25 protein-coding genes are annotated in these 22595 nt (G+C 67.9%); 13 read left to right on the forward strand and 12 right to left on the reverse strand.

The window, feature by feature from the left end:
- Position 1: 1 nt before the first annotated feature.
- A complete protein-coding gene (locus tag ACFE6Z_RS09345) occupies positions 2-952 on the reverse strand; it encodes a GlxA family transcriptional regulator (protein WP_375385464.1) in 951 nt (316 codons plus the stop codon).
- A gap of 129 nt (positions 953-1081) precedes the next feature.
- Between ACFE6Z_RS09345 and ACFE6Z_RS09350 the strand changes: the two genes are divergently transcribed.
- The 4 genes from ACFE6Z_RS09350 (at position 1082) to ACFE6Z_RS09365 (ending at position 4293) form a co-directional block, all read left to right on the forward strand.
- Entirely contained in the window at positions 1082-1738 is a 657-nt protein-coding gene (locus ACFE6Z_RS09350; RefSeq protein WP_375385465.1) for a DJ-1/PfpI family protein, read from the forward strand.
- A 64-nt stretch (positions 1739-1802) separates the two neighbouring features.
- Positions 1803-2084 (forward strand): hypothetical protein, encoded by a 282-nt coding sequence (locus ACFE6Z_RS09355; protein WP_375385466.1) that lies wholly within the window; start codon positions 1803-1805, stop codon positions 2082-2084.
- The gene (locus ACFE6Z_RS09360) at positions 2081-2851 is read left to right on the forward strand and encodes a DJ-1/PfpI family protein (protein ID WP_375385467.1); all 771 of its coding nucleotides are present in this window, start codon (positions 2081-2083) and stop codon (positions 2849-2851) included. The genes ACFE6Z_RS09355 and ACFE6Z_RS09360 overlap by 4 nt, the downstream gene beginning before the upstream one ends.
- The gene (locus ACFE6Z_RS09365; RefSeq protein ID WP_375385468.1) at positions 2848-4293 is read left to right on the forward strand and encodes an amidase; all 1446 of its coding nucleotides are present in this window, start codon (positions 2848-2850) and stop codon (positions 4291-4293) included. The genes ACFE6Z_RS09360 and ACFE6Z_RS09365 overlap by 4 nt, the downstream gene beginning before the upstream one ends.
- Before the next feature lie 54 nt (positions 4294-4347).
- On the opposite strand, the gene ACFE6Z_RS09370 is transcribed toward ACFE6Z_RS09365, so the two are convergent.
- Both ACFE6Z_RS09370 and ACFE6Z_RS09375 read right to left on the reverse strand, forming a co-directional pair.
- Positions 4348-6642, reverse strand: a complete 2295-nt coding sequence (locus tag ACFE6Z_RS09370) for a heavy metal translocating P-type ATPase (protein ID WP_375385469.1) — start codon at positions 6640-6642, stop codon at positions 4348-4350.
- On the reverse strand, positions 6639-8696 hold the full coding sequence (locus ACFE6Z_RS09375; RefSeq protein ID WP_375385470.1) for a cytochrome c oxidase assembly protein: 2058 nt from the start codon (positions 8694-8696) through the stop codon (positions 6639-6641). Before ACFE6Z_RS09375 ends, ACFE6Z_RS09370 begins: the two co-directional genes overlap by 4 nt.
- 158 nt (positions 8697-8854) lie before the next feature.
- On the opposite strand from ACFE6Z_RS09375, the gene ACFE6Z_RS09380 reads away from it, so the two are divergent.
- Both ACFE6Z_RS09380 and ACFE6Z_RS09385 read left to right on the forward strand, forming a co-directional pair.
- Positions 8855-9232, forward strand: a complete 378-nt coding sequence (locus ACFE6Z_RS09380; RefSeq protein WP_375385471.1) for a BlaI/MecI/CopY family transcriptional regulator — start codon at positions 8855-8857, stop codon at positions 9230-9232.
- Positions 9229-10041 carry a M56 family metallopeptidase gene (locus ACFE6Z_RS09385; protein ID WP_375385472.1) on the forward strand — a complete coding sequence of 271 codons (813 nt, stop codon included), beginning with the start codon at positions 9229-9231 and terminating at the stop codon, positions 10039-10041. The genes ACFE6Z_RS09380 and ACFE6Z_RS09385 overlap by 4 nt, the downstream gene beginning before the upstream one ends.
- A gap of 6 nt (positions 10042-10047) precedes the next feature.
- Here the strand turns inward: ACFE6Z_RS09385 and ACFE6Z_RS09390 are convergent, their stop codons facing one another.
- Entirely contained in the window at positions 10048-11406 is a 1359-nt protein-coding gene (locus ACFE6Z_RS09390) for a hypothetical protein (RefSeq protein WP_375385473.1), read from the reverse strand.
- 138 nt (positions 11407-11544) lie between these two features.
- On the opposite strand from ACFE6Z_RS09390, the gene ACFE6Z_RS09395 reads away from it, so the two are divergent.
- Together ACFE6Z_RS09395 and ACFE6Z_RS09400 are read left to right on the forward strand one after the other, a co-directional pair.
- On the forward strand, positions 11545-12861 hold the full coding sequence (locus ACFE6Z_RS09395) for a molybdopterin-dependent oxidoreductase (protein WP_375385474.1): 1317 nt from the start codon (positions 11545-11547) through the stop codon (positions 12859-12861).
- 35 nt (positions 12862-12896) lie between these two features.
- Complete coding sequence (locus tag ACFE6Z_RS09400; protein WP_375385475.1) at positions 12897-13349, forward strand: hypothetical protein; 453 nt, start codon at positions 12897-12899, stop codon at positions 13347-13349.
- Here ACFE6Z_RS09400 and ACFE6Z_RS09405 read toward each other — a convergent pair.
- The 3 genes from ACFE6Z_RS09405 to ACFE6Z_RS09415 are packed head-to-tail and all read right to left on the reverse strand — an operon-like array spanning position 13339 to position 15322.
- Complete coding sequence (locus tag ACFE6Z_RS09405; RefSeq protein WP_375385476.1) at positions 13339-14025, reverse strand: methyltransferase domain-containing protein; 687 nt, start codon at positions 14023-14025, stop codon at positions 13339-13341. The two genes, ACFE6Z_RS09400 and ACFE6Z_RS09405, sit on opposite strands and share 11 nt — an antisense overlap.
- On the reverse strand, positions 14022-14666 hold the full coding sequence (locus ACFE6Z_RS09410) for a DUF2064 domain-containing protein (RefSeq protein ID WP_375385477.1): 645 nt from the start codon (positions 14664-14666) through the stop codon (positions 14022-14024). The genes ACFE6Z_RS09405 and ACFE6Z_RS09410 overlap by 4 nt, the downstream gene beginning before the upstream one ends.
- Positions 14663-15322, reverse strand: coding sequence for a glycosyltransferase family 2 protein (locus ACFE6Z_RS09415; RefSeq protein ID WP_375385478.1), 660 nt, complete (start codon positions 15320-15322; stop codon positions 14663-14665). The genes ACFE6Z_RS09410 and ACFE6Z_RS09415 overlap by 4 nt, the downstream gene beginning before the upstream one ends.
- A 112-nt stretch (positions 15323-15434) precedes the next feature.
- On the opposite strand from ACFE6Z_RS09415, the gene ACFE6Z_RS09420 reads away from it, so the two are divergent.
- The gene (locus ACFE6Z_RS09420; RefSeq protein ID WP_375385479.1) at positions 15435-16175 is read left to right on the forward strand and encodes a response regulator transcription factor; all 741 of its coding nucleotides are present in this window, start codon (positions 15435-15437) and stop codon (positions 16173-16175) included.
- Complete coding sequence (locus tag ACFE6Z_RS09425; RefSeq protein ID WP_375385480.1) at positions 16162-17334, forward strand: sensor histidine kinase; 1173 nt, start codon at positions 16162-16164, stop codon at positions 17332-17334. The genes ACFE6Z_RS09420 and ACFE6Z_RS09425 overlap by 14 nt, the downstream gene beginning before the upstream one ends.
- Positions 17335-17336: 2 nt before the next feature.
- Here ACFE6Z_RS09425 and ACFE6Z_RS09430 read toward each other — a convergent pair whose 3' ends face one another.
- From ACFE6Z_RS09430 to ACFE6Z_RS09445, 4 genes are all read right to left on the reverse strand, one after another.
- Entirely contained in the window at positions 17337-18401 is a 1065-nt protein-coding gene (locus ACFE6Z_RS09430) for an NAD-dependent epimerase/dehydratase family protein (protein ID WP_375385481.1), read from the reverse strand.
- Positions 18398-19213 (reverse strand): MTAP family purine nucleoside phosphorylase, encoded by an 816-nt coding sequence (locus ACFE6Z_RS09435; protein WP_375385482.1) that lies wholly within the window; start codon positions 19211-19213, stop codon positions 18398-18400. The genes ACFE6Z_RS09430 and ACFE6Z_RS09435 overlap by 4 nt, the downstream gene beginning before the upstream one ends.
- A 68-nt stretch (positions 19214-19281) precedes the next feature.
- Entirely contained in the window at positions 19282-19443 is a 162-nt protein-coding gene (locus tag ACFE6Z_RS09440; protein ID WP_375385562.1) for a VIT1/CCC1 transporter family protein, read from the reverse strand.
- 9 nt (positions 19444-19452) lie between these two features.
- Entirely contained in the window at positions 19453-20121 is a 669-nt protein-coding gene (locus ACFE6Z_RS09445) for a DNA-binding response regulator (protein ID WP_375385483.1), read from the reverse strand.
- Positions 20122-20255: 134 nt separating this feature from the next.
- On the opposite strand from ACFE6Z_RS09445, the gene ACFE6Z_RS09450 reads away from it, so the two are divergent.
- The 3 genes from ACFE6Z_RS09450 (at position 20256) to ACFE6Z_RS09460 (ending at position 21581) form a co-directional block, all read left to right on the forward strand.
- Positions 20256-20543: a GlsB/YeaQ/YmgE family stress response membrane protein gene (locus ACFE6Z_RS09450; RefSeq protein WP_375385484.1), complete on the forward strand. Its 288-nt coding sequence runs from the start codon at positions 20256-20258 to the stop codon at positions 20541-20543.
- A gap of 126 nt (positions 20544-20669) precedes the next feature.
- Positions 20670-21137, forward strand: a complete 468-nt coding sequence (locus ACFE6Z_RS09455; protein WP_375385485.1) for a MarR family winged helix-turn-helix transcriptional regulator — start codon at positions 20670-20672, stop codon at positions 21135-21137.
- A gap of 21 nt (positions 21138-21158) precedes the next feature.
- Complete coding sequence (locus tag ACFE6Z_RS09460; protein ID WP_375385486.1) at positions 21159-21581, forward strand: organic hydroperoxide resistance protein; 423 nt, start codon at positions 21159-21161, stop codon at positions 21579-21581.
- Positions 21582-21636: 55 nt separating this feature from the next.
- On the opposite strand, the gene ACFE6Z_RS09465 is transcribed toward ACFE6Z_RS09460, so the two are convergent.
- Positions 21637-22587 (reverse strand): manganese catalase family protein, encoded by a 951-nt coding sequence (locus ACFE6Z_RS09465; protein ID WP_375385487.1) that lies wholly within the window; start codon positions 22585-22587, stop codon positions 21637-21639.
- Positions 22588-22595 lie beyond the last annotated feature (8 nt).

Consider the following 22595-nt stretch of genomic DNA (forward strand, 5'->3'; position numbering starts at 1 on the left):
ATCAGGCCGCGGCATGCGTCCGGAAAGAGCGACGATACGTCTGCGGCGTCACACCGGTGGCGCGCTTGAACTGGATGCGGAAGTAGGCCGTCGAAGGAAACCCGGACTGACGGGCTACCCGATCGATCGGGTAGCCCGTCGTCTCGAGCAGCTCCTGCGCCCGACGCACCCGGGTCTCGGTCAGCCACCTCATCGGCGTCGTGCCGAAGTAGTCGTGGAACCGGCGGTTGAGCGTCCGCACGCTCACGGCCGCCCGATCGGCGATCTGGTCGAGAGTGATGTCGGTATGCGCGTTCTCTTCCATCCACGACACCAACTCGGACAGCGGTGTGGAGCTCTCGGCGACGGGTCGCGCCAGGATGTACTGCGCCTGGCCACCCTCGCGCTGCAGAGCGACCACTGCGGAGCGCGCCGCATCCGCCGCCACCGCGGCGCCGAAGTCCGACCGCACCATGTGCAGGCAGAGATCGATTCCTGCGCTGGCCCCGGCGGAGGTGAGGATCTGCCCGTTGTCGACGAAGAGGACGCTCGGATCGAGGTCGACCGCCGGGTAGCGGCGGCGGAAGATGTCGGTCGCGATCCAGTGGGTCGTCGCGCGCTGCCCGTCGAGAAGGCCGGCAGCGGCGAGAGTGAACGCCCCCACGCAGATCGACGCGATGCGGGTGCCGCTGGCCGCAGCATCCCGCAACGCAGTGAGCAGCCCCTCGGGAACGGGCGCTTCGGGGTCGGCCACGCCCGGCACGATGATCGTGTCGGCGAACGCCAGGTGATCGAGGCCCTTCGGCACGGTCAGCTGGATGCCGGCGGCCCCGATCGCGCCAGGGGTTCCGACCACGTCGACGCGATACGCCGGTCGACCATCGGGCAACCTCACCCGGCCGAAGATCTCCAGCGGGGTGGCAAGATCGAACAACAGCAAACCGGGGTAAGCAACGACAGCGACGTTGTGCATGCCTGAATACTAGGCCCTTTCAGCGTTTGGCAAAAATAGATCTTAGATCGTCTTTATTGCCACTTGTGTCAGCATCGCTGCAGGATGATGCTGAGGTTGACTCGTCAGTTATCGCCAATGGAGGCCCGCGTGAGGTACGCACAGATCGTTCTGTTCGATGGATTCGACCCGCTGGATGTCATTGCGCCGTTCGAGGTGCTGGCGGCGGCCGCGGATGAGGTCGGTTCAGATCTCGTCGTCGAACTGGTGTGCGCCGGCGAACCCCGCTCGTTCGTGAGCGGCGTGCGCGGCATCCCGCTTCCCGCCACATCCACCCTCGACCCGAACAAGCCGGGGTATGTCATCATCCCCGGAGCCGCCGGCCCCGTCGACGGTGACCCCGACGAGGTCGACACGATTCCGGTGGTGCTCGCCCGGGCGTCCGAAAGTGCCATCATCCCGCTCGTGCAGCAGGCACTCGACAACCCCGAGGTGGTCGTCGCCACCGTCTGCGGCGGGTCGCTCGTGCTCGGCATGGCCGGCATCATCGAAGGTCGCACGGCCGTGACCCACACCCTCGGCAATGACGTACTCGAAGCGGCCGGCGTCAACGTCGTACGCGGACGAGTCGTCGATGACGGAGACTTCGTCTCCGGCGGCGGAGTGACCTCGGGCCTGGACCTCGGTCTGCACCTGGCGACCCGAGAATTCGGCCCGAACGCGGCCTACGCCGTCGAGAAGCTCTTCGAGTACGAGCGTCGGGGCACCGCCTGGTACACCGACCGCCAGCTCGCCACCGCAGTCTGATCCCGTCCCTGACTCTGAGACCCCGAGGAGAATGATGTCTGTCATCGGAAACTGGAATACCCGAATGAAAACACCGATCGGCGGCGTCGATGCCGTCTTCACTTTCACCGAAGCGGATGGCGGCCTGCACGGCACCGCCGCGAGCAAGGGCGATGTCGCCGAGATGCGCGATCTCGTCGCCGCGGAGCAACCGGACGGCAGCGTCGTTCTCACCTGGACCCAGTCGGTCACCAAGCCGATGCGGCTCAACCTCGACTTCGAAGTCACCGTGGCAGGCGACTCGTTCAGCGGTTTCTCGAAGGCGGGCAAGCTTCCCAAGTCCGTCGTCACCGGGACACGCGCATGACCGGGGTGGATGGCGCCGGCACGGCGCCCGACGCCGGCACGGCGTCCGAAGAGATCAGCCTGGACATCGCCGGAGATTTCCCCCGCCTGAAGATCGCCATGATCGCCTATCCTGACCTGACCGTGCTCGACCTCGTCGGGCCGCAGGCGGTGTTCTCCACGACATCCGACACGTACATCGTGGCGCGCACGCTGGATCCGATCCTGGGCGAATCGGGTCTCTCGATCCTGCCCACGACCACCTACGACGAGGTGCCCGACGACCTGGACGTGCTCTTCGTGCCGGGCGGCCGCGGCGCATTGGAGGCCATGGAAGATCCCGAGTTGCTGCAGTTCCTGCGCGATAAGGCCGAGACCGCGAAGTGGGTCACGGCGGTCTGCTCCGGCTCTCTCGTGCTCGGCGCGGCAGGCCTGCTCAACGGCTACCGCGCGACCACCCACTGGGCCTCGCACGAAGCTCTCGCCCTGTTCGAGGGTGTGACTCCGGTGCAGGAGCGCGTGGTCGTCGACGGCAACCGCTTCTCGGGTGGCGGCGTGACCGCGGGCATCGATTTCGGGCTGACGCTCCTCGCGGCGCTGCGCGGGGCGGAGATCGCTCAGCTCAACCAGCTGCTCATGGAATACGACCCCCAGCCGCCATACAACGCAGGGTCGGCGAAGACCGCTCCCCCGGAGATCACGGCCCTCGCTCGGCAGCTGTTCGGCACCTACAACGCTGCCGTCGAAGCCGCCGCGCGCCGGTCGGCGGGCGCGTCGATCGCTGCATGAGACTCGACGAGTACTCCTCCTTCGACGCGGTGGGGCTCGCGGCCGCTATCAGATCGGGCGAGGTCGGCGACGAAGAGGTGCTGGATGCTGCGCTCGACGCCCTCGACGCGGTCCATCCCCTCCTCAACGTCGTCGCCCACGACCTCCGCGACACAGCGCGGGACGAGCTCAGATACCGCAACCCGGATGCGCCCTTCTCGGGAGTTCCGTTTCTGGTCAAAGACCTGAGCCTGGAGATGGCGGGCGCGCCCAATGAAGCCGGCAGCCGGCTGATGGTCGGAAACGTCTCGAAGCGCGACCACAACCTGATGAGTCGGTTCCGAACGAGCGGATTCCTGACCGTAGCGCGCACGACGACGGCGGAATTCGGTGCTCAGCTCAACTGCGAATCGGCGCTCACCGGCGTCACCCGCAATCCGTGGAGCCTCGACCACACGCCCGGAGGATCCAGCGGTGGATCGGCGGCGTCCGTGGCGGCGGGCGTCGTTGCGGTGGCGCACGCGAACGATGGCATCGGCTCCATCCGTGTGCCGGCGTCGAACTGCGGTCTTTTCGGTCTCAAACTCACGCGCCAACGCACCCCATCGGGGCCGGACGCGGGCGAGACCCAAGGCGGCCGGGGCAGCGAATTCGTCGTGTCGCGCACGGTGCGCGACTCGGCCGCGATCCTCGACAGCGTGCACGGACCCGATGTGGGCGCCCCGAACTGGGCTCCGCCGCCCCGACGCCCCTATGTCGACGAGTTGTCGAACCCGGTGAAGAAGCTGCGGATCGCCGTGATGACCCATACCTACAGCGGCGCAGAGGTGCACCCGGATTGTGTGGCGGCTGTGCGGGCGACGGCCGCCCTGTGCGCCGACCTCGGCCACGTGGTCGACGAGGCGGCGCCGGTCTTCGATTGGGACGCGTACCGTCGCGCGATCCGGATCGAGGCGTTCTCGAACTTCAGCGCGGGCATGCGCTATTTCGCAGGGGTCACGGGACGCGATCTCTCCTCCTCGCTCGAGCCGCTCAACGTTCTTGCGGTGCAGGAAGGGGCATCCCGAACCCTCGATGAGTATTTGTGGAGCATCGCGGCGTACGGCACGACGCAGCGCGCCATCGGAGCGTTCTTCGAAGACTGGGACGTGCTGCTGACGCCCGTGCTCAGCAGGCCCACCGCGAGGATCGGCGGCCTCGGCGTCGATCCGACCGACCTCGAGCAGTACTGGGACGAGTTCTCCGGCGACGCCTACTCGCCGTTCACCGGCGTCTTCAACATCACGGGCCACCCGGCGGCATCCCTGCCGCTGTACATCAACGATGAGGGACTGCCCATCGGCTCGCAGTTGGTCGGCCGGTTCGGCGACGAGAGCACACTGCTCAACCTCTCCGCGCAGCTGGAGCGCGCGCAACCCTGGATCGGCCTGCGGCCACCGGTGCACGTCGCGACACTGGGCTGAATCGCTACCCCGCAACCAGCGGCACAGGCAAGGACCCTGCCCGTCGTTCTCGCTTCAGCCGCCGGTCTGCTCCTGGTTGTCGTCGAGCTCTGAGCCCTCAGAAGACATGCGCGCGAAGTTGCGCAGGCGGAGACTGTTCCAGACGACGAATACCGATGACAGCGACATCGCAGCCGCCGCGATCAGGGGGTTGAGCAGACCAGCAGCGGCAAGCGGGATGGCGGCGATGTTGTAGCCGAAGGCCCAGATCAGGTTTCCACGGATGGTGCCCAATGTTCTCCGGGAGAGTCCGATGGCGTCGGGCACGACGGTGAGGTCGTCGCGGACGAGGATGATGTCGGCGGATTTGAGTGCAACATCGGTGCCGCTGACGATGGCCATCCCGAGGTCGGCACTGGCGAGGGCTGCGGCGTCGTTGATGCCGTCGCCGACCATCGCGACCCGATGGCCTGCCGCCTGAAGCTCGGTGATGACGTGCGCCTTTTCGACGGGGGTCACTTGTGAGCGCACTTCGTCGAGACCGACAGCGGCGGCAACGCGTTGTGCTTCTGTGTCGTCGTCGCCGGTGAGAAGGATGGTGCGCATGCCGAGACGCTTCAGGGCTGTGATCGCCCTGGCGGCGCTCGGGCGGACACGATCCTCGACGGCGAACACCGCGACGACCCTTCCGGTGTGGATGAGCACGATCGGTGACGCTCCCGTAGCCCGAGCCCTGTCGACCGCGGCCTGAAGATACGGGGAGGTGTCGACCGCGAGGTGGGTCGCAAGCCGTGGACCGCCGATGGCGACCTTCGCGCCCGCGATCACTCCTTCGACGCCGAGCCCCGGCAGCACCCGGAAGTCCCTCACCTCAGGGAGGTCGTGAACGACAGTCCGCACGTGCTCGACGATCGCGGTGGCGATGGGGTGGGGCGAGCCCGATTCGAGTGCACCGGAGGCGCGGAGGGCGTCGTGCAGATCGATGGCGTCTTCGATGGTCTGCTCGACGACGCGCATCGCTCCGTAGGTGAGGGTGCCGGTCTTGTCCAGCACGACGGTGTCGATGCGCCCGGACGCCTCCAATGCACCTTGGCCTTTGATGAGGATGCCGAGCTGCGCGCCGCGGCCGACACCGACCATGAGCGCGGTGGGTGTGGCCAGGCCCAGCGCACACGGGCAGGCGATGATGAGGACCGCGACCCCGATCGAGATCGCATGCGAAGGTGAAGCTCCGGCCACGAGCCACCCGGCCGTCACGGCGATGGCGAGCACGACGATGCTGGGAACGAACCACTGCACGACGCGGTCGACGAGCGACTGGATGCGTGCTTTGGATTCCTGTGCGCGCTCGGCGAGGGCTGCGAGCTGCGCCAGCTGGGTTCGGGTACCGGCCGCTGAGACGAGGATCACGAGGCGACCGTTCGTGCTGACGGTGCCGGCCATCACTGGCTTGCCGGGCCCGGTCTCACGCGGCACCGGCTCGCCGGTCATCGCGCTCGTGTCTACCGCTGCCCAGCCGTCGGTGACCTCGCCATCCACCGGCAGCGTCTCGCCGGGGAGGACGACGACGGTGTCTCCGATTCGCACTTCTTCGATGGGAACGACAACGTCGGCGGCTTCTCGCCGAACGCGGGCTGTCGAGGGTGCGAGAGCGGCGAGCGCGTCCAGGACGTCGCCTGCTTTGCGGCGGGAGCGGGCCTCGAAGTACCTGCCGGCGAGCTGGAAGGTGGTCATGCCTGCGGCGACGTCGAGGTAGATGGCGTTGGCGCCCGGAGGCGTCGGCCCATATCCGATCCAGTAGCCGGCGGCATCCGATCCGACGAGGACCGTCACCACCGCCCACCCGAAGGAGGCTGCGATGCCGAGGGAGACGAGGGTGTCCATGCTGACTGCGCCATAGCGGAGGTTGCGGATCGTGGCGCGGTGGAAAGGCCACGCGCACCACGTGACGATCGGCAGGGCCAGCGCAATGCAGAGAAGCTCCCAGTGCGGGAACCGCCAACCCGGGACGAGGGCGAGGATCAGCGTGATATCCATCAGCGGGATGGTGAGGAGTGCGGCGACGATCAGTCTGCGGCGGAGACTGGTGATGCGCGTCTCGTTGCTTCGCTTGGTCCATTCGTCGGCGGCGTCCACCCGCACTTCGGCGCCGTACCCGGCGCGACTCACGGCCTCGACTGCCTCGACTTCGCGTGATGGCTCGAGCCCTCTCACGACGGCGCGTTCGGTGGCGTAGTTCACGACCGCCTCCACCCCGTCGATTCGGTTCAGGGCGCGCTCCACCCGGCCGGCGCACGCCGCGCAGCTCATACCTGAGATGTTGAGCTCGATCGAGGGGGTCGAGGTCTGGGGTGGCGCGGTGGTGCTCATGGCGTGTCCTTCGAGGGTCCTGGGGTGAGGACGGGGCCGTTGCCGCGGGCTGATCGGTCGGCCAGGTCTTCCAGCATCCGGTTGTAGGCGTCGAACTCGTCGTCGACGCCGGAGTCGAGGTGGCGGTCTTTGCGTGTGGCTTCGCGCTGATCCTGTCGGGCCCATTGCACGCCGAGCGCGGTGACGACGATGAGAAGGGGCAGTTCGCCGCCCGCCCATGCGACACCTCCGCCGAGATACTGCTGGATCAACAGGTCGCCCATCCATGGGAAGTCGAGGGTGCGATAGAAGTTGTCGGCGATGGGCACGGTGGCGGTCATCAGGATGATGCCGAAGAACGCGTGGAAAGGCATCGCGGCGAGTACGAACCCGAGCTTGCCGATCGCCGGGAGCGGGCGAGGCGGGCGGTCGACGCCGATGACGAGACCATAGAAGAGGTATCCGATGACGAGGAAGTGGATGTTCATCGCCTGGTGCGCCCAGTGATACCGCATGATCGTCTCGAACAGCGGAGACAGGTACAAGGCGTAGTACGAGCCGATGTAGAGGATGAACACCAGGATCGGGTTGTAGATGAAGCGGGTCCCGGGCCACTGCAGCGCGGCGGTGATCCACTCGTGGGGCCCAGCCGCTTCCGCAAGCGAGTGCGGTCTCGTAGCCCGGAGCAGCAGGGTGATGACCCCACCGAGAACGAGCAGGACCGGGGCGAGCATGTTGAGGCTCATATGGACGATCATGTGCGTGCCGAATTGGGCGCCCGCGTACTGTCCGAGCGCCGAGCTGGTGGCGATGACGACCACCACCCACCCCAGCACCCATGCGACCGTTCGCCCCATCGGCCACGCATCGCCGCGCCGGCGCAGCCGGATCACCGCCGCCAGATAGACGCCCACGCCGAGTACCGACAGCACGAGGAAGAAGATGTTGGGCCGAAAGTGCGTGAGCATGGTCACCAGGGTGGGCGGGATGTTCGTGATGTCGTAGCCGAAGAAGACCTGCGAAATGCTCGTGTCGACGAAGTACTGCGGCGGCGGCACCCGGGTCATGGCCACGGAGAGACCGAGATACGCGGCCCCGAGCACACTCAGCACGCCGAAGGTCGCGACGATGCGGCGGTCTGTCCACGTGCGTCGCCGCATCCAGAACGCCGCGATCACGACGCCGCTCACGACGATCACTCCGCTCCGGGCCACGACGAGGGGAATGGTGGGGTTTCCTTCCACAGGCCCGGCAAGTTTGAACGCGGTGAGGATGACGTCGGATGCTGCGATCACCCCCCATGCAACGGCGATCAGCCATCCGGCTCGAGTCACCGCCTGAGGGCGCAGCAGTCGGCCTGTCGCGGCACGAGAAGCGAGCATGACGACGGAGCCGAAGAGGACGCCAGCCGCGAGGGTCTGGAAGATCGCGGCGTCGGACCCGAAGTCGTGGTCGGCGCCGACCTGCACCTGATGGACTACCACGGGAGCCAGGCTGGCCAGGGCCGCCAGCAGCGCGATGGGCAGTAGCGTCACCCACCGTTGCGTGAAGAGCGCGATCATCGATGCGACCGCGGTCAAGGAGAAGACGAAGATCCAGGCTTTCGGCACGTCGGCGGCCTCGACGAGATAGCCGAGCGCGCCAGGCTCGGCGAGGCGCACGATACTCAAACCATTCGCGTCGGCGGCGTCCACCGGCACGAGCATTGCCGCAGCCAGCATCCAGACCAGAAGCGAGTACCGCAGGACTCGCAGCTCGATTCCGGCGAACACCTCGAGAGGCTCTCTGCGCGGTGGCGCGAGAATGCCGATCGCGACGACGACAGACCCGATCGTGATCCATGATGCGGCGTCGGCGATCGCGCGCAGCGTCGTGGACAGCAGCGCCGTCGCCGAGCCGGGGTAGCCGCGCAGGAGCATCGAATATCCGGTGTCGCCGAGGAGGGCGGCGAAGACGACCGGGACACCGAATGCCAGGGTGATGACCAGCGTGGTGGTGATGACGATGGCGGTCGGCGATCGCCGGATACGGCGGTGTGTATAGGCCGCCAGCTCGGTGGCGGCGCTGGCTGTCACGTGCGAACGGCGTAGCCGGCTTCGGTCACGGCCATGCGCACCCTCCACTCCAGTCGCTGGTCGACTACCCCCGAGAATTCTACATGCTGTGGATTACTGTCGAGGTGGGCTGAATACCGCAACTCCGCGGTGAGTAGAATTGCGCAAGGAGGTCACCGATGAGCGGAACGCGAACCCGAGGGCGTGGAGAGCTGGAAGGCGAGGTCCTCTCGATCCTTCGACAGCACGCGGAGCCCGTCGGAGCTGCGGAGATCCAAGCCGCGTTCACAGAGCCGACGCCCGCGTATACGACCATCCTGACCGCGCTCGAGCGCCTGATCGACAAAGGTGAGGTCACCCGCCACGCCGAGTCTCCGCGGAAGGTGAGGTTCGCTGCCCGCTTGTCCGCAGCGGACAACGCGAGCGATTCGATGCACCGGGCGCTGGACGGCATCGATGACCGCCGTGCCGCGCTGCTGAAGTTCGCGGGAACCCTGGACGCGGACGATGTCGCGATGCTTCGATCCGCCTTGACGAAGAAGCGCCCCTCGTCATGATGGCGATCGGAGCCTGTTTCCTCGTCGCGATAGCGGCGTGGTGGGGTGGGCCCCGCGTGCTCACTGCGGGTCGGTGGCAGATCCGATTCCCTCGGTTGGCCCTGGCCGCCTGGCACACAGCGCTCGCTCTCGGCGTCCTCGCCGTGCTCACCTCGATCGGACTGGCGGTGGCTGCCACCCTGTCCGCCCCGCACGCGACCGACGCGGCGGTGGCCGTGGTGCAGACGATTGCGGGCTGGTGCGCCCTGGGTGTCCTGGGCGCGGGACTGGTCGTGATCGCGGTCGGCTCGGATGAGATCATCGGCGCGGGACGCCGCACCTTCGGAGACGTTCTGACTCTGCCGCACACCAGCGAACGCCTCGATCGGCACACAGTTCTGCTCACCTGTCGGAGCGATGAGGCATTCGCGTGCGCGATTCCGGGGCGCGACGCCGCGGTCGTCATCTCCACCGAACTGCGATCGATCCTCACCCCCGCTCAGCTGCGGGCCGTCGTCGCACACGAGCGAGCGCATCTGCGCGGTCGGCACTATCTCGCCCTTCGCCTGGCCGAGCTCAATCGCACGTGTCTCCCGTCCTCACGCGCAGGCAAGCAACTGCTTCGCGCCACCGCGCTCCTGGTCGAATTGATCGCCGACGATGAGGCCGCACGCCGCGCAGGCGCAGTGCATCTGGCGAACGCGCTCGTCCAGGTCGCCCGGCATTCGCAGGATGCCACGATGGAGTTGCGGGCGGAACGGCTCGCTGGGCGCCGATGGACTCCGGTTCGCAAGCTCAGCCCCGTCGACGCCGGCATCCTTCAGTCCTGAAACCCCTCACCACAGCGTGAGCAGGGCGTGTTGCACGACGAGTGCGAAGGCGAGTTGACCGGCGAACCCCCAGCGACGCCATTTTTCGGGCAGCAGGGCGGTGCCGAGCAGGAGCCACGGCACGAACGGCAGCCAGATGCGCTCGACCTCGGCCTTGCTCATGAGCGACGCGTCGGCCAGCACCAGGCTGAGCAGGGCAGACAGGGCGAGCGCGATCACCACGACGTCTGCGCGGGGTGCAGAGCGGATGCTGCGAACGCGGCTCACCGCGACGGCCAGCCCTGCCCCGAAGAGCGGTCCTGCACTCATTGCGACCGCGGCGAAGTTCGCCCAGATCCAGTATCCGGTCGGGCGCTGCGATGCCACTCCCTCCCAGTAGCGACTCACGAGCGCCGGGTAGGCCTGCCACCAGGCGAATCCACCCACAGCGAACGCGATCACGACCGCCGCCGCCCCGCCGACAGCCCACGGCAACGGGGTCCATCGACGCGCGAGCACGAGCACCGCGACCGCGAGCACGCCCAGCAGCGGCAGCCCGTACGACAGCATCACGCAGTACCCGAGAAGGAGACCTGCGGCCACCGCGTAACCCGCGACACGGGCCCGGCCCGAGCTGGTCGCCGCGCACGCCAGCACGCAGAGCCCCCAGGCGGCGAAGGCCTCGAACATCGCGTCTGCCGACACGGCCATCCAGATCGCCGCCGGACCGAGCGTGAAGAACGGCACCGCCCTGCGCGCCCCCGCCTCGGCACCGAGCCGCCGCATCGTGATCAAAACGGCGGCAGGCGTAGTCGCCGCGATGACTGCGACGACGAGACCCGCGGCCAGGCCACTGCCGAGCCCCAGGCGCACGAGCACCACGAAGAACAGGAGCGCGCCAGGCGGATGCCCCGCGATGTGGACGGGCCAGCTGTCCACCGCACCCTCGGGGATCCGGGTGACGTACTCGTGCAGCACCGCACCGAAATCGGTCACCGCCCGTGCCGTGCGCAGATACTCGTACTGCGTGTCGAGCGGCCCCGCCACCCCGGCGACCCCGTCGACGGCTGCCAGGCTCAGCATCCAGATCAGCGAACTGGCGAACGACCCGATCAGCAGCACGCGCCAGCGCACGCGCGCGGCGAGGTCGATCGCGTAGCGGGCAGCCAGGATCGCCAGTGCGATCGCGGGGATCGTGCCGGGCCCGACGCGGGGCAACCAGCTCGCGAGCAGCGGAGGGAAGTCCTGCACGTAGACGTTCAGGCCCGCGAGCATCGGGTACACCGTGGCCGCGACGATGAGCACCGCCGCGAGGGCGAGCCCGATCCACGGCACCGCGCCCGCCATCCGCGAACGAGCGTGCGAAGGCGCCAGCAGCTCGGTCATCACTTTTCGAGGCTAGGGACGGCGCCGCCGGAGAACGCGGGGAAGACCTTACGATCCTCGAACGTCGAAGCTCGAACGTCCTCGCTTCGTCACATCTGAGCGCCATCTGCGCGCGAGCACCGCCATAGAGTCGCCCCGATGAGGGGTGATCGGATGTACTTCTCCGCCAGGCTGCAGCGAATTCTGCACCAGGTGAGGCACTCGGTGGAGTCGCCCGCGCGCACTCCCCGCATGGCGGTGGTGATCGGGCGCCTGCTCGCGATCGCGTTCCTCGTGTGCTTCGCGACCGGGCTCTACAGCCACTTCCTGCAGGATCCCCTGCCGTGGATGGTGTTTCCGACGCGCCCCGTGTGGATCTACCAGCTCACGCAGGGCATCCACATCACCACGGGTATCGCCTGCCTCCCGCTGCTGTTCGGCAAGCTGTTCACGATCTTCCCGGAGCTGTTCCAGCATCCACCTATCCGATCGTTCCCCCACCTGCTCGAACGCGCGTCGATCGCGCTGTTCGTCGCGGCATCCCTTGTGCAGATCACGATCGGCCTGCTCAACACGTACCAGCTGTACGCACTGTTCGGCTTCGACTTCCGCCTCACGCACTTCGCGCTGTCGTGGGTCATCATCGGGTCGCTGGCGATCCATATCGGAATCAAGTTGCCGACGATCGCGAAGCACTGGCGCAAGCGCGACTCGGATGACGACACGCACGCTCTGATCGTCCAGAACGCCGATCCGGATGCTGAGCTCGACGTGCCGGACGAGCTTCAGCGCCTCACCGGGGAGAAGCCCGCGAGCGGGCTCGTGGGCAGGCTGTTCGCATGGATAGACCGCACTCCGGCCCCGCGCACCTCGGCGGGGGTGCGCGCGACCCGGCGAGGATTCCTCACGACCGTTGCGGTGGCCGCCGCGGTCGTGGTGGCCACGACCGCAGGGCAGTCGTTTGGGATCGTGGATACGCTCAACGTCTTCGCACCCCGCAAGCGCGGCGTCGGCCCGCAGTCGCTGCCGGTGAACCGCACCGCGCAGTCGGCCGGCGTGCTCGAGACGGCGATCGCGCCCGAGTGGACGCTGTCGGTCACCCACGGCGAGGTGCGCGAGGTCTTCTCCCGCTCACGGCTGCTCGCTCTGCCGCAGTTCGCGGTCGACCTGCCGATCGCGTGCGTCGAGGGCTGGAGCCAGGATGCGTCGTGGCGCGGACCGCGTCTGAGCGACCTGCTCGACGCGGTCGGCGCGGCGCCCGATGCCCATGTGCGGATCGTCAGCCTCCAGCAGGAGGGCAGCTACGGCGTCAGCGAGATGCAGCCGGAGTTCGTCCGCGACCCGTTGACCCTCGTCGCTCTCGAACTGTACGGCGAGCAGCTCGACATCGACCACGGCTACCCGGCGCGGATCATCGCTCCGGGGCGCCCCGGAGTGCTGCAGACCAAATGGCTCAGCCGGATCGAGGTGATCTGATGAGCGAGCGCCATCGCCGGCATTCTGGCCGGTGGGTGACCATCAGCGATACCCGCATCATCCTGATCGGCGCGGGGATCTTCCTCGGCGTCATCGGCGGGATCGTGCTGGCGAACGACATCCCTCCCGCGCAATATCCGGCGATCCTGCTGTGGCTGGTGGGCGCGCTCGTCGTCCACGACCTGCTGATCTCGGGGGCTGTGTTCGCCGTGGCACTCGCCGGGAGGCGAGCGACATCGCGGATGCCGCTGAAGGCGATCCTCATCGCCCAGAGTGCCCTCGCGATCGGTGCGATCACTGCGCTCCTGGTCGTGCCGGAGGTCATCGGGAAGGCAGCCGGCTCACCGGCCAATCCGAGCATCCTGCCTCTCGACTACGGGCTGAACCTGGCGATCCTTCTCGGCGCCCTCGTGATCGCCGCCGGGGCCGGCATCGCCCTGCACGTCGTGCTCGCACGCAGTCCGTCATCGAGCAACGTCAACTCCTGACGGGCACTTCCGCCCGCAGCCGCAGCACGACGAACCGGCGGTCACCTGCCGCCCAGGCATCGGCGAGCGCGAGCCCGCAGAAGGGCGCCTCGCGAACGACCGCGGCCGACCCTGCGCGTGCCCAGGGGAAAGGAGCACTCACGCGTCCGTCCTCGGCGACGGCGGTGTACATCGCGCAGTCGAACAGGTCGGGATCAGCATCCACTTCGACGACGAGCGAGCCGTGCGGAGCCAGCAGCTCACCGGAGCGCCGCAGCAGCGCACGGGGGTCGCCGCCGATCCCGATGTTCCCGTCCATCAGCAGGACGGTCGACCACTGGCCTTCGAGCGGAAGGCGGTCGAATACCGAGCGCTGCAGGATCGGTGTGCCGCCGGCGGCGGCGAGCGCGACGGCCTCGGCCGAGATGTCGATCCCGAGCGCCGGCATCGAGAGCTCCTCGGCGGCGCGGACCATCCGTCCCGGTCCGCAGCCGACATCGAGCACCGGTCCCTCCAGCCCCGCGAGCACGGCGATGTCGACGCTGTCGGCAGGAGCACGCCAGCTCGCCACATTCACCTCCACCGTGTTCTCGGCGGCGCCGACCTTGCGCAGCGCGAGGCGACCTCGCCCGGCGTCGCCCAGCAGCACGGCATAGGGTTCGTCGCCGCCGGCGCCGAAGGCGACGAGCGTGCTCACGAGACGACTTTCGACGATGCCGCAGACACCGCTCCGGCGAACCGCGACCACGGGATCTGCGCCGCGACGAACTCGGCATCGTCGGCCGTGTCCACATCCCGCAGGACGTCGAGCCTCTCGACGGTGAGCCCGGCACCGAGGAGCGCAGCAAGCTGGCGGTCACCGGTATCGGTGCGCGACATCGGGATGCCGCGCACGAGGTCGCCGCGGGGTTCACGCATCCCCAGGGCCCAGAACCCGCCGTCCTCCGACAGCCCGAGCACCGCGTCAGACCACGACGGCCAGCGCAGGTGCCACGATGTCACCTGGGGCGTATCCATCCCGATCAGCAATGTCGGCTCGTCGAGGACGTCGAACACCGCGGCGATCCGCTCATCCAGCGATCCGAGGGGCTGCGCGATCGTCTCGAAACCGGTGGAGCGAAACGATGCCGTCTGAAGCGCGGCGGTGCCGTCGCCCTCGGGGTCGCCATCGAAGAACAGGATCCGTCGATCGACCGCCGACGTCGCTGCCGTCTCGAGCGTGTCGGCGAGGCTCGCCGCCGCGATCTCCGCCGCCTCTTCGAGCGTGAAGGGCGGGTGCAGCCGGGTCTTGACCCTGCCGGGGATGCACGCCTTGGCGATGACGACCAGGGCAGTCATGCCGTCGCTCCCCGGAGGATGCGGCTCATGTCACGAATCGCCGTGATCGTTCCCCGAACCGTCCCCGTCACCTTGGAGCGCCCGATGCGCGGCGAGTAGGCGACATCCGCCTCGACGATGCGCCAGCCCGCGTCGGCCGCGCGCAGCACCATCTCCAGCGGGTAGCCACTGCGGCGATCCTGCAGCTGGAGCCCCGCGAGCGCCTCCGTGCGGGCCACTCGCATCGGCCCGATGTCGGTGATCCGGACGCCGGTGACGGCGTGGATGCGTTGGGCGAGGAACGCATTAGCCACCCGCGCGTGCAGGGGCCACGCGTGACGATGAGTCGGCACGCGCCGGCCGAGCACCAGGTCGGCGCCGGTCTCGAGCATCGCGACGAGGCGGGGAAGCTCGGACGGATCCAGCGACGCATCCGCATCGCAGATCGCGACGACCGGGGCCGTCGCCGCCGCCACGCCCGCAGCCACCGCGGCGCCGAAGCCCTTCATCGGCTCTGTGACGACGGTGGCACCGGCCGCGCGCGCGTACTCGGCCGAGCCGTCGGTAGAACCGTTGTCGACGACGATCGCACGGTAGTCCGGGGGAATGCGTGCCAGCACCCACGGCAGGGCGCCCACCTCGTTGAGGCAGGGGAGGACGAGATCGACGTCAGCCATGATCCCGACGCTAGGCTCGGCGGCTCCGCCGATCGCCTCCGAAGTCTTACGGAACGCGAACGACTGCCCACCGGACCGGCGCCCAAATCGCGGTGCGGCGTACTGTGAACGGGTGACTGAACCCGCGCGCGCTCTGGCGAACGAGGGCCTCGTCGACCGCCGGGTGCTCGTCGTCGATGACGACCCGACCGTCTCCGAAGTGGTCGCGGAGTATCTGCGCTCCGCCGGATTCGTTGTCGACCGCGTCTCTGACGGGTTCGCCGCCATCGAGGCCGAAGCGCGGATCTCGCCCGACCTGATCGTGCTGGACCGCATGCTTCCCGGAATCGACGGCATCGAGGCGTGCCGACGCATCCGCCTCACGAGCTCGACCCCCATCATCCTGCTCACCGCCCTCGACAGCGAGGAAGACCGCATCAGCGGGCTGGAGGCAGGCGCCGACGACTACCTCGGAAAGCCCTTCTCGCCACGAGAGCTCGTGCTGCGTGTGCAGTCGGTCCTTCGCCGCTCCCTCACCGAACTCACACCCGAGCCGGTCCTGGACCGCGGGCCGTTCCACGTCGACCCCGCTGCGCGGGTCGCGATGATGAACGGGCGCCTCCTCCCCCTCACCGTCCGCGAGTTCGACCTGCTGTCGTTCCTCGTCAAGCATCCTCGTCAGGCGTTCGGTCGCGAGGAACTGCTCTCGGCGGTATGGGGGTGGACGTACGGCGACCTGTCGACCGTGACCGTCCACGTACGACGCCTGCGCGAGAAGATCGAAGCGGATTCGGCGCACCCGTTGCTGCTGACCACCGTCTGGGGCATCGGATACCGCCTCGACATAGGAGAGGATTCCGATGAGCTGGCCTGATCTGCTGCAGGTCGCGGGTCTCTCGCTCGCGATCACCGTCGTCATCGGCGCGGCGGCCGTCCTGCTCCTGCGGGTGCTTCGCGGCTCATCGCTCATCGTCCAGGTGTGCGTGCTCGTGTTCGCGGCACTGCTGTCGGTCGTCCTCAGCATCGTCGGCGCGTCGTGGCTCATGTACATTTCGCCGCACGACCTGACCGTCGCCGTCAACGTCGCCTGCATTTCGGGAGTGGTCTCGCTGATACTTGTCGCCGGCCTGGGCGCGGTGGTGGTGCGGAACGCCCGTTCGCTGTCCACCGCAGCTCGACGGATCGGTGCGGGCGAGCGCGTGCATGCCGTGGGCCCTCAGGCCAGTGCGGAGTTCCGGACCCTCGCCCAGGAACTCGTCGCCACGAGTGCGAAGCTCGCGGAGTCGCGCGAGCGCGAGCACCGGATAGATGAATCTCGGCGAGAGCTCGTGGCATGGATCGCCCATGATCTGCGCACGCCGCTCGCCGGAATCATGTCGATGGCCGAAGCTCTCGAAGACGAGCTGGCCGCAGACCCGCAGCGGTATCACCGCCAGATGCGCGAGCAGGTCGCACGGCTGTCCGCGATGGTCGACGACCTCTTCGAGCTGTCGAAGATCGACTCGGGAACGCTTCGCCTGTCGCTTCAGGAAGTCTCCCTGTACGACGTGATCTCCGACACGGTCGCAGACCTGCGTTCCGTCTCTCACGGCCGACAGATCCGGATCGAAGCCGGTCTGGAGAGCGACGCGATCGTCCACGCCGATCCTCGTGAGCTGTCCCGGGCCGTATCGAACCTCCTCCTCAACGCGATTCAGCACACGCCTGCCGGCTCGCCCATCACGGTCGCGGCGACGGTGGTCGACGGACGCGCCTCCGTCACCGTGATAGACACCGGCGGCGGCATCGACGAAGACGACCTGCATCGCGTGTTCGAGCCGGGCTGGCGCGGCGCGTCTGCGCGGACACCGGCTCAGTCCGCGGGCTCGGCGCACACGCTGCGCTCCAGCGGAGCCGGATTGGGGCTGGCGATCGTCCGCGGCATCGCTGCTGCCCACGAAGGAGAAGTCACCGTCCGGAATGTGCCCGGCGGATGCCGCTTCGACCTGATCCTTCCGATCGCGACGCGCGGCCGCGAAGAGTCGTTCGCGTAGCCTCAGGCGCGCAGGGGCGCGGTTGCGAAATCGCGGATGCCGTCGGCCAGACTGATCGAGGGCGCCCAGTCGAGTTCGGCTATCGCCCGGGCGGACGATGCGGTGATGTGACGGACATCGCCGGCGCGATACTCGCCCGTGACGACGGGATCCGGTCCGCGGTGCGCACGGGCGAGCGCACGCGCGACATCCAGAATCGTCGACACCGTCCCTGATCCCACGTTGAAAGGTCTGGCCTGCCCGCCCCGACCGGAGGAGGACCACTCGACCGCAGCGAGATTCGCGGCAGCGATGTCGTCGACATGGACGAAATCGCGTCGTTGACCGCCGTCTTCGAAGACGCGTGGCGGTTCACCGCGTTCCAACGCCGATCTGAAGATCGCGGCGACCCCCGCGTAGGGCGTGTCGCGAGGCATCCCCGGTCCGTAGACGTTGTGGTAGCGCAGCAGAGCAGCAGTCCCGCCTGTCTCTCGAGCCCACACCTCAGTGAGGTGCTCGGTCGCCAGCTTCGTCACGGCATAGACGCTCCGGGGCTCGAGCGGTGAGTCTTCGACGGTGAGCGCCGGACGCAGCAGCTCGCGGGTCTCCGGGTCGCGAGGCTCGAACATCCCGGCGCGCAGGTCGGCCTCATCACGAGCGCCGGGACGCACGTCGCGGGCGCGACCCTCCGACCCCGAGCCGAGATAGCGGCCCTCGCCGTAGACGACCATCGACGATGCGACCACGAGCCGAGAGACACCGGCCCTGGTCATCGCGGCGAGAAGTTCGGCGGTGCCGAGCACGTTGGCGTGCACGTAGTCGGGAGCGTCGGCGAAGTCGAGCCCCATGCCCACCTTGGCCGCCTGATGGCTGACGGCGTCGACGCCGGAAAGACAGTCATCCAAGGCTCTGGGATTCGTGACGTCCGCCTGCACGAGCTCCACCCCCGCAGGCAGCGAGGGTGCATTGCGGTGCACGGCGGGTGAGAGCGCGTCGATGACCTGCACCCGCCACCCGCGGGCGATCGCTGCCGCGACGATGCGCGAGCCGATGAAGCCGGCCCCTCCGGTCACGAGCAGGCGGGTCATCGCACCTCGGCCCCGAGCACCTCAACTACGGCGGCCCGGTCGATCAGCTCCCGCGGCACGTAGTCTGCGGGCACTGCCTGCACGATCCGCTCGATCGCGGAGACGATGCGCGGACGAGCCTCCGCGAGCCGGGCGAAGACGATGTCGGCGGTCACCGCATCCTCCTGTCGTTCGCCGCTGTCGAGGTCGGTCACCACGCAGAGCGCCACCATGTCGATGCCGAGTTCGGCGGCGAGAGCGGCCTCCGGATAAAGGGTCATGTTGACCAGGTCGATGCCGGCGGCGCGGTTGAGCTGCGATTCTGCGCGGGTCGAGAACCGCGGCCCCTGGACGACCACGACCGTCGCCCCGTCGACCACATCGGGGCACGCGGCGACCGCGAGAGCGCGGAGACCGGAGCCGAACGGGTCGGAGAACGGCAAGTGCCTCACGACCGACCCGTCGAAATACGTATCCTCACGGCCATGGGTGCGATCAACGAGCTGGTCGGCCAGCGCGATCGTGCCGACGGGCAGAGCGGGGTTGAGCGAGCCGACCGCGGCGGTGGAGATGAGCGTCGTCACGCCGGAAGCGGCGAGAGCCCAGATCATCGCGCGTGCGGGGATCGCGTGCGGCGGTACCGAGTGATCGCTTCCGTGCCGCGGCAGGAACACGACCTTGCGGCCACCGAGCGATCCCTGCGTGAGCACCACCGAGGTTCCGAACGGAGTCGGCACGTGGATCTGTTCGGTGTCGGCGCCTTCGAAGAGCTGGTACAGCCCTGAGCCCCCGATCACCGCGATCGACGTGTGCACTGCATTCTGCGAATTCACATCTTCAGGCTGTCACCCGCCGGCGGTCTCACCGAGCAAGGGGGATTACAAAGCGATGACCGATGGCGCTAGACGATTCCGCTGGCGCCTAGAAGCGATCCGATACCGTAGGTGGCGGCGAGCGCGATCGCCCCGCCGATCACGACGCGGAGGATCGACGTGCGTTTCGAGCTGCCGCCGAGGTGCCCTGAGATCCAGCCGGTCAGCGCCAGAGCGATGAGAACCGCGATGAAGGTCGATCACGGCCCGCCGAGCCAGTGGTCGATCCGGTGAGTGTCCGGCGCGAATCCGTGACCGATCCCGTATAGCACCGCCTGCGTGCGGCTCGCGACGCCGATCTTCCGGTAGACGGATCGGATGTAGGACTTCACCGTGTTGGGACTGAGATACGTCAAGCGTGCCACTTCCGCGTTGCTTTTGCCCTGGGTGATGAGGGCCAGGATCTCGGACTCCCGATCGGTGATCCCCTCGCGCCTGCCTGGCCACTCCAGACCGGGTGCACTCGGTGCACGCCGACCCTGGTCACTGATGACCGTCTCGCCAGCATGGACGGCTTCGATGGCCGCGACCAGCTCCGGCGCGGTGAGAGTCTTGGACAGATACCCGTGCACCCCCTGACGACGAGCATGATCGATCAGGTCGGGGTGGAAGTTCCAGGTGTAGACCACGACTCGCCGAGCACGAGCATTCCTGACGAGAGCCGCGATCTCGACGTGGTCGGACTCCGGCTGCGCGAATGAGTCGTAGAGCGCGACGTCCACCCGGTCATCCATCGGCGTGTGGGCGTCGATCTCAGCGACGACGACACGATCGCGGTAGTCGTCGAACATGTGCGCCAGGCCGGTGAGCACGACGTCGTAGTCGTCGATCAACGCCACGGTGACAGGAGGTGGCGGGGAGGAGAGCATGCTCCAGCTTTACACCCCCAGGGGTGTATCGGCACCCCCTCAGGGGTGGTTGAGTCGGTCCGTTGCCTCAACCGAGCGGCGCTCAAGAATGCGTCGGTCGGCACCGTCGGTGACCCCAACCCAAGGAGAACACCATGCTCGGTCTCATCGTCAGCATCATCGTCATCGGCCTCATCGCCGGCTTCATCGCCCGCGCCGTCATCCCCGGCAAGCAGGACATGAGCGTTCTCATGACGATCGTCCTCGGCATCGTCGGCTCGTTCGTCGGTGGCTTCCTCGGCTACCTGCTCTTCCAGCATGACGCGATGGACGGCTTCTTCCAGCCTGCGGGAATCATCGGATCCGTCATCGGCGCGATCATCGTCCTGCTCGTCTACGGCTTCGTCCGCGGCCGCAACGGCGCCGCCCGACGTCGCTCCTGAAGTTCCCGTGGCAGGCCTGGGCCCGCCGGGCTCAGGCTGCCACCGAGAGGCGTGCGGAAAGGGCGATGCGCGGCGCCGGCTGCGCATTGCATTGTGCACAACTCAATTGTGTGCAATATTCGTGAGATGCAAACGGATGTGCTCGACGAGATGGTGTGCTTCTCGCTCTACGCCGCCTCTCGCGCGGTGTCGCAGGCGTACCGGGCGGTGCTCGCCGAGAGCGACCTCACCTACCCGCAGTTCCTCGTGTTGGTGTCACTGCATCGCTCCCCTGGTTCCACCGTCAGCGAGCTCGGCCAGGCGATGCATCTGGACTCGGGCACCCTGTCGCCGCTCCTCCAGCGCCTCGAGGCGCGAGGCCTACTTACGCGAGAACGCCACCGCGACGACGAGCGCGTCGTGAACGTCTTGATCACGGATGCCGGACACGGCGTCCTCGCGACGGCCAGAGGCGATGTCGACTGCCTCTCGGCCGAGTACGGGCTCGAACGCGGCGAGGTGGGCGAACTGCTTGCGAAGCTCCACCGCATCGCCGAGAACATGACACAGCTCACGGCTTCCCGCCGTCGCACCGACGAGCTCGTCGGCGCCTGAGAATCGATCCGAAAGGCAGCAATGAACACCCTCTACACCGCCGAAGCACTCTCCACCGGCGGCGGGCGCGACGGCCACGTCAAGAGCATCTCGGGTCAGGTCGATCTCGAGATGCGGCCCCCCAAGGAGATGGGCGGTTCGGGCGAAGGCGCGAACCCCGAAGAGCTGTTCGCCGCCGGCTACGCGGCGTGCTTCCACTCTGCGCTCCAGGGGATGGCCCGTGCCCGCAAGATCACCCTCACCGACTCGACCGTCGGAGCGCGCGTGCACATCGGCCCGAACGACGACGGCGGCTTCCAGCTCGCCGTCGACCTCGAAGTCGTCATCCCCGAGCTCGACCACGCGACCGCCCAAGAACTCGCGGATGCTGCGCACCAGGTCTGCCCGTACTCCAACGCCACGCGCGGCAACATCGTGGTGAACGTCACCGTCTCCGACGACTGACGCCCTCCGACGACTGACGCCGCGCTGACCACGGCCCCACGCCGTGCCGCGGCCCTCAGCCGAGGCGTCCGAAGGTGGCCTCGATGTCCGCCATCTCCATCGCCGCGGTGGCCTCGATGAGGGCCGTCAGCTCCTTGTCGGCACCCGGCGAGAACTCTTCGCGCCGCTCCGGGGCGATCTCGATGGGCACACCCTCGGGCGCCTGCTCGCTGGCATCGAGGTCGGTGCCGTCTCCCGAGGGCGACAGTCCCTGGAAGATCTTCCCAGCCTCGGACTGGTCGCCGAGGTCGAAGGAGAACTGCTTGCTCTGCAGGCCGAGGTCGACGAGGCGCTTGACCTCAGGGAACCGCTCGGCGTTGGTCTTCGGGATCGGCAGAGTGCCCTTCCAGTTCACCCCGAGCGTCTCGAGCGCCTTGGCGTATGCGTTCTCGTGTGCCTGGTCGCGCACGATGAGGTACGCGATCGTCGAGCGTGCCGTCTTGTTGTCGGTCATCTCGTAGAGGCGGCACTTCTGCAACCGGCCGGTCGACTCGAGCATCAGGTTGTACGGCAGGTCGAGGACGAGGTTGCCCGAGTTGTAGACGTAGCTGCCCGACCAGGGGTTGCCGGCCGCATCGACGGGCAGTGCTCCCTGCGCGCCGACGAGGTAGTGGTGGATGTTGCCGTGATCCAGCGCGATGCTCAAGGGGGTCGCTCCGTCGACGCCGGGCTTGTCGATGGGGTCGCCCTTGCGACCGTGGTAGTCCGGAGCGCCGTCGAGCAGGCGCGCGATGGTCGTGCCGATCAGCTCGACGTGGCTGATCTCCTCGGTGCCGATGCCCTGGATCAGGTCCTTGTAGGGCTTGGCCGCCGGACCACGGAAATTGATGCTCTGGAACAGGTACTGCATCATCGTGCGCATCTCGCCGAACTGCCCGCCGAGACCCTCCTGCAGCGCATTGGCGGCCGCGGGATCCGGCTCGTCCTGCTCGATGGGATTGATGAGACTCTGAAGGTGGAAGTACACGGTGCCTC

Source organism: uncultured Microbacterium sp., from assembly GCF_964244775.1.
In the GTDB taxonomy this organism is placed as follows: Bacteria; Actinomycetota; Actinomycetes; order Actinomycetales; family Microbacteriaceae; genus Microbacterium.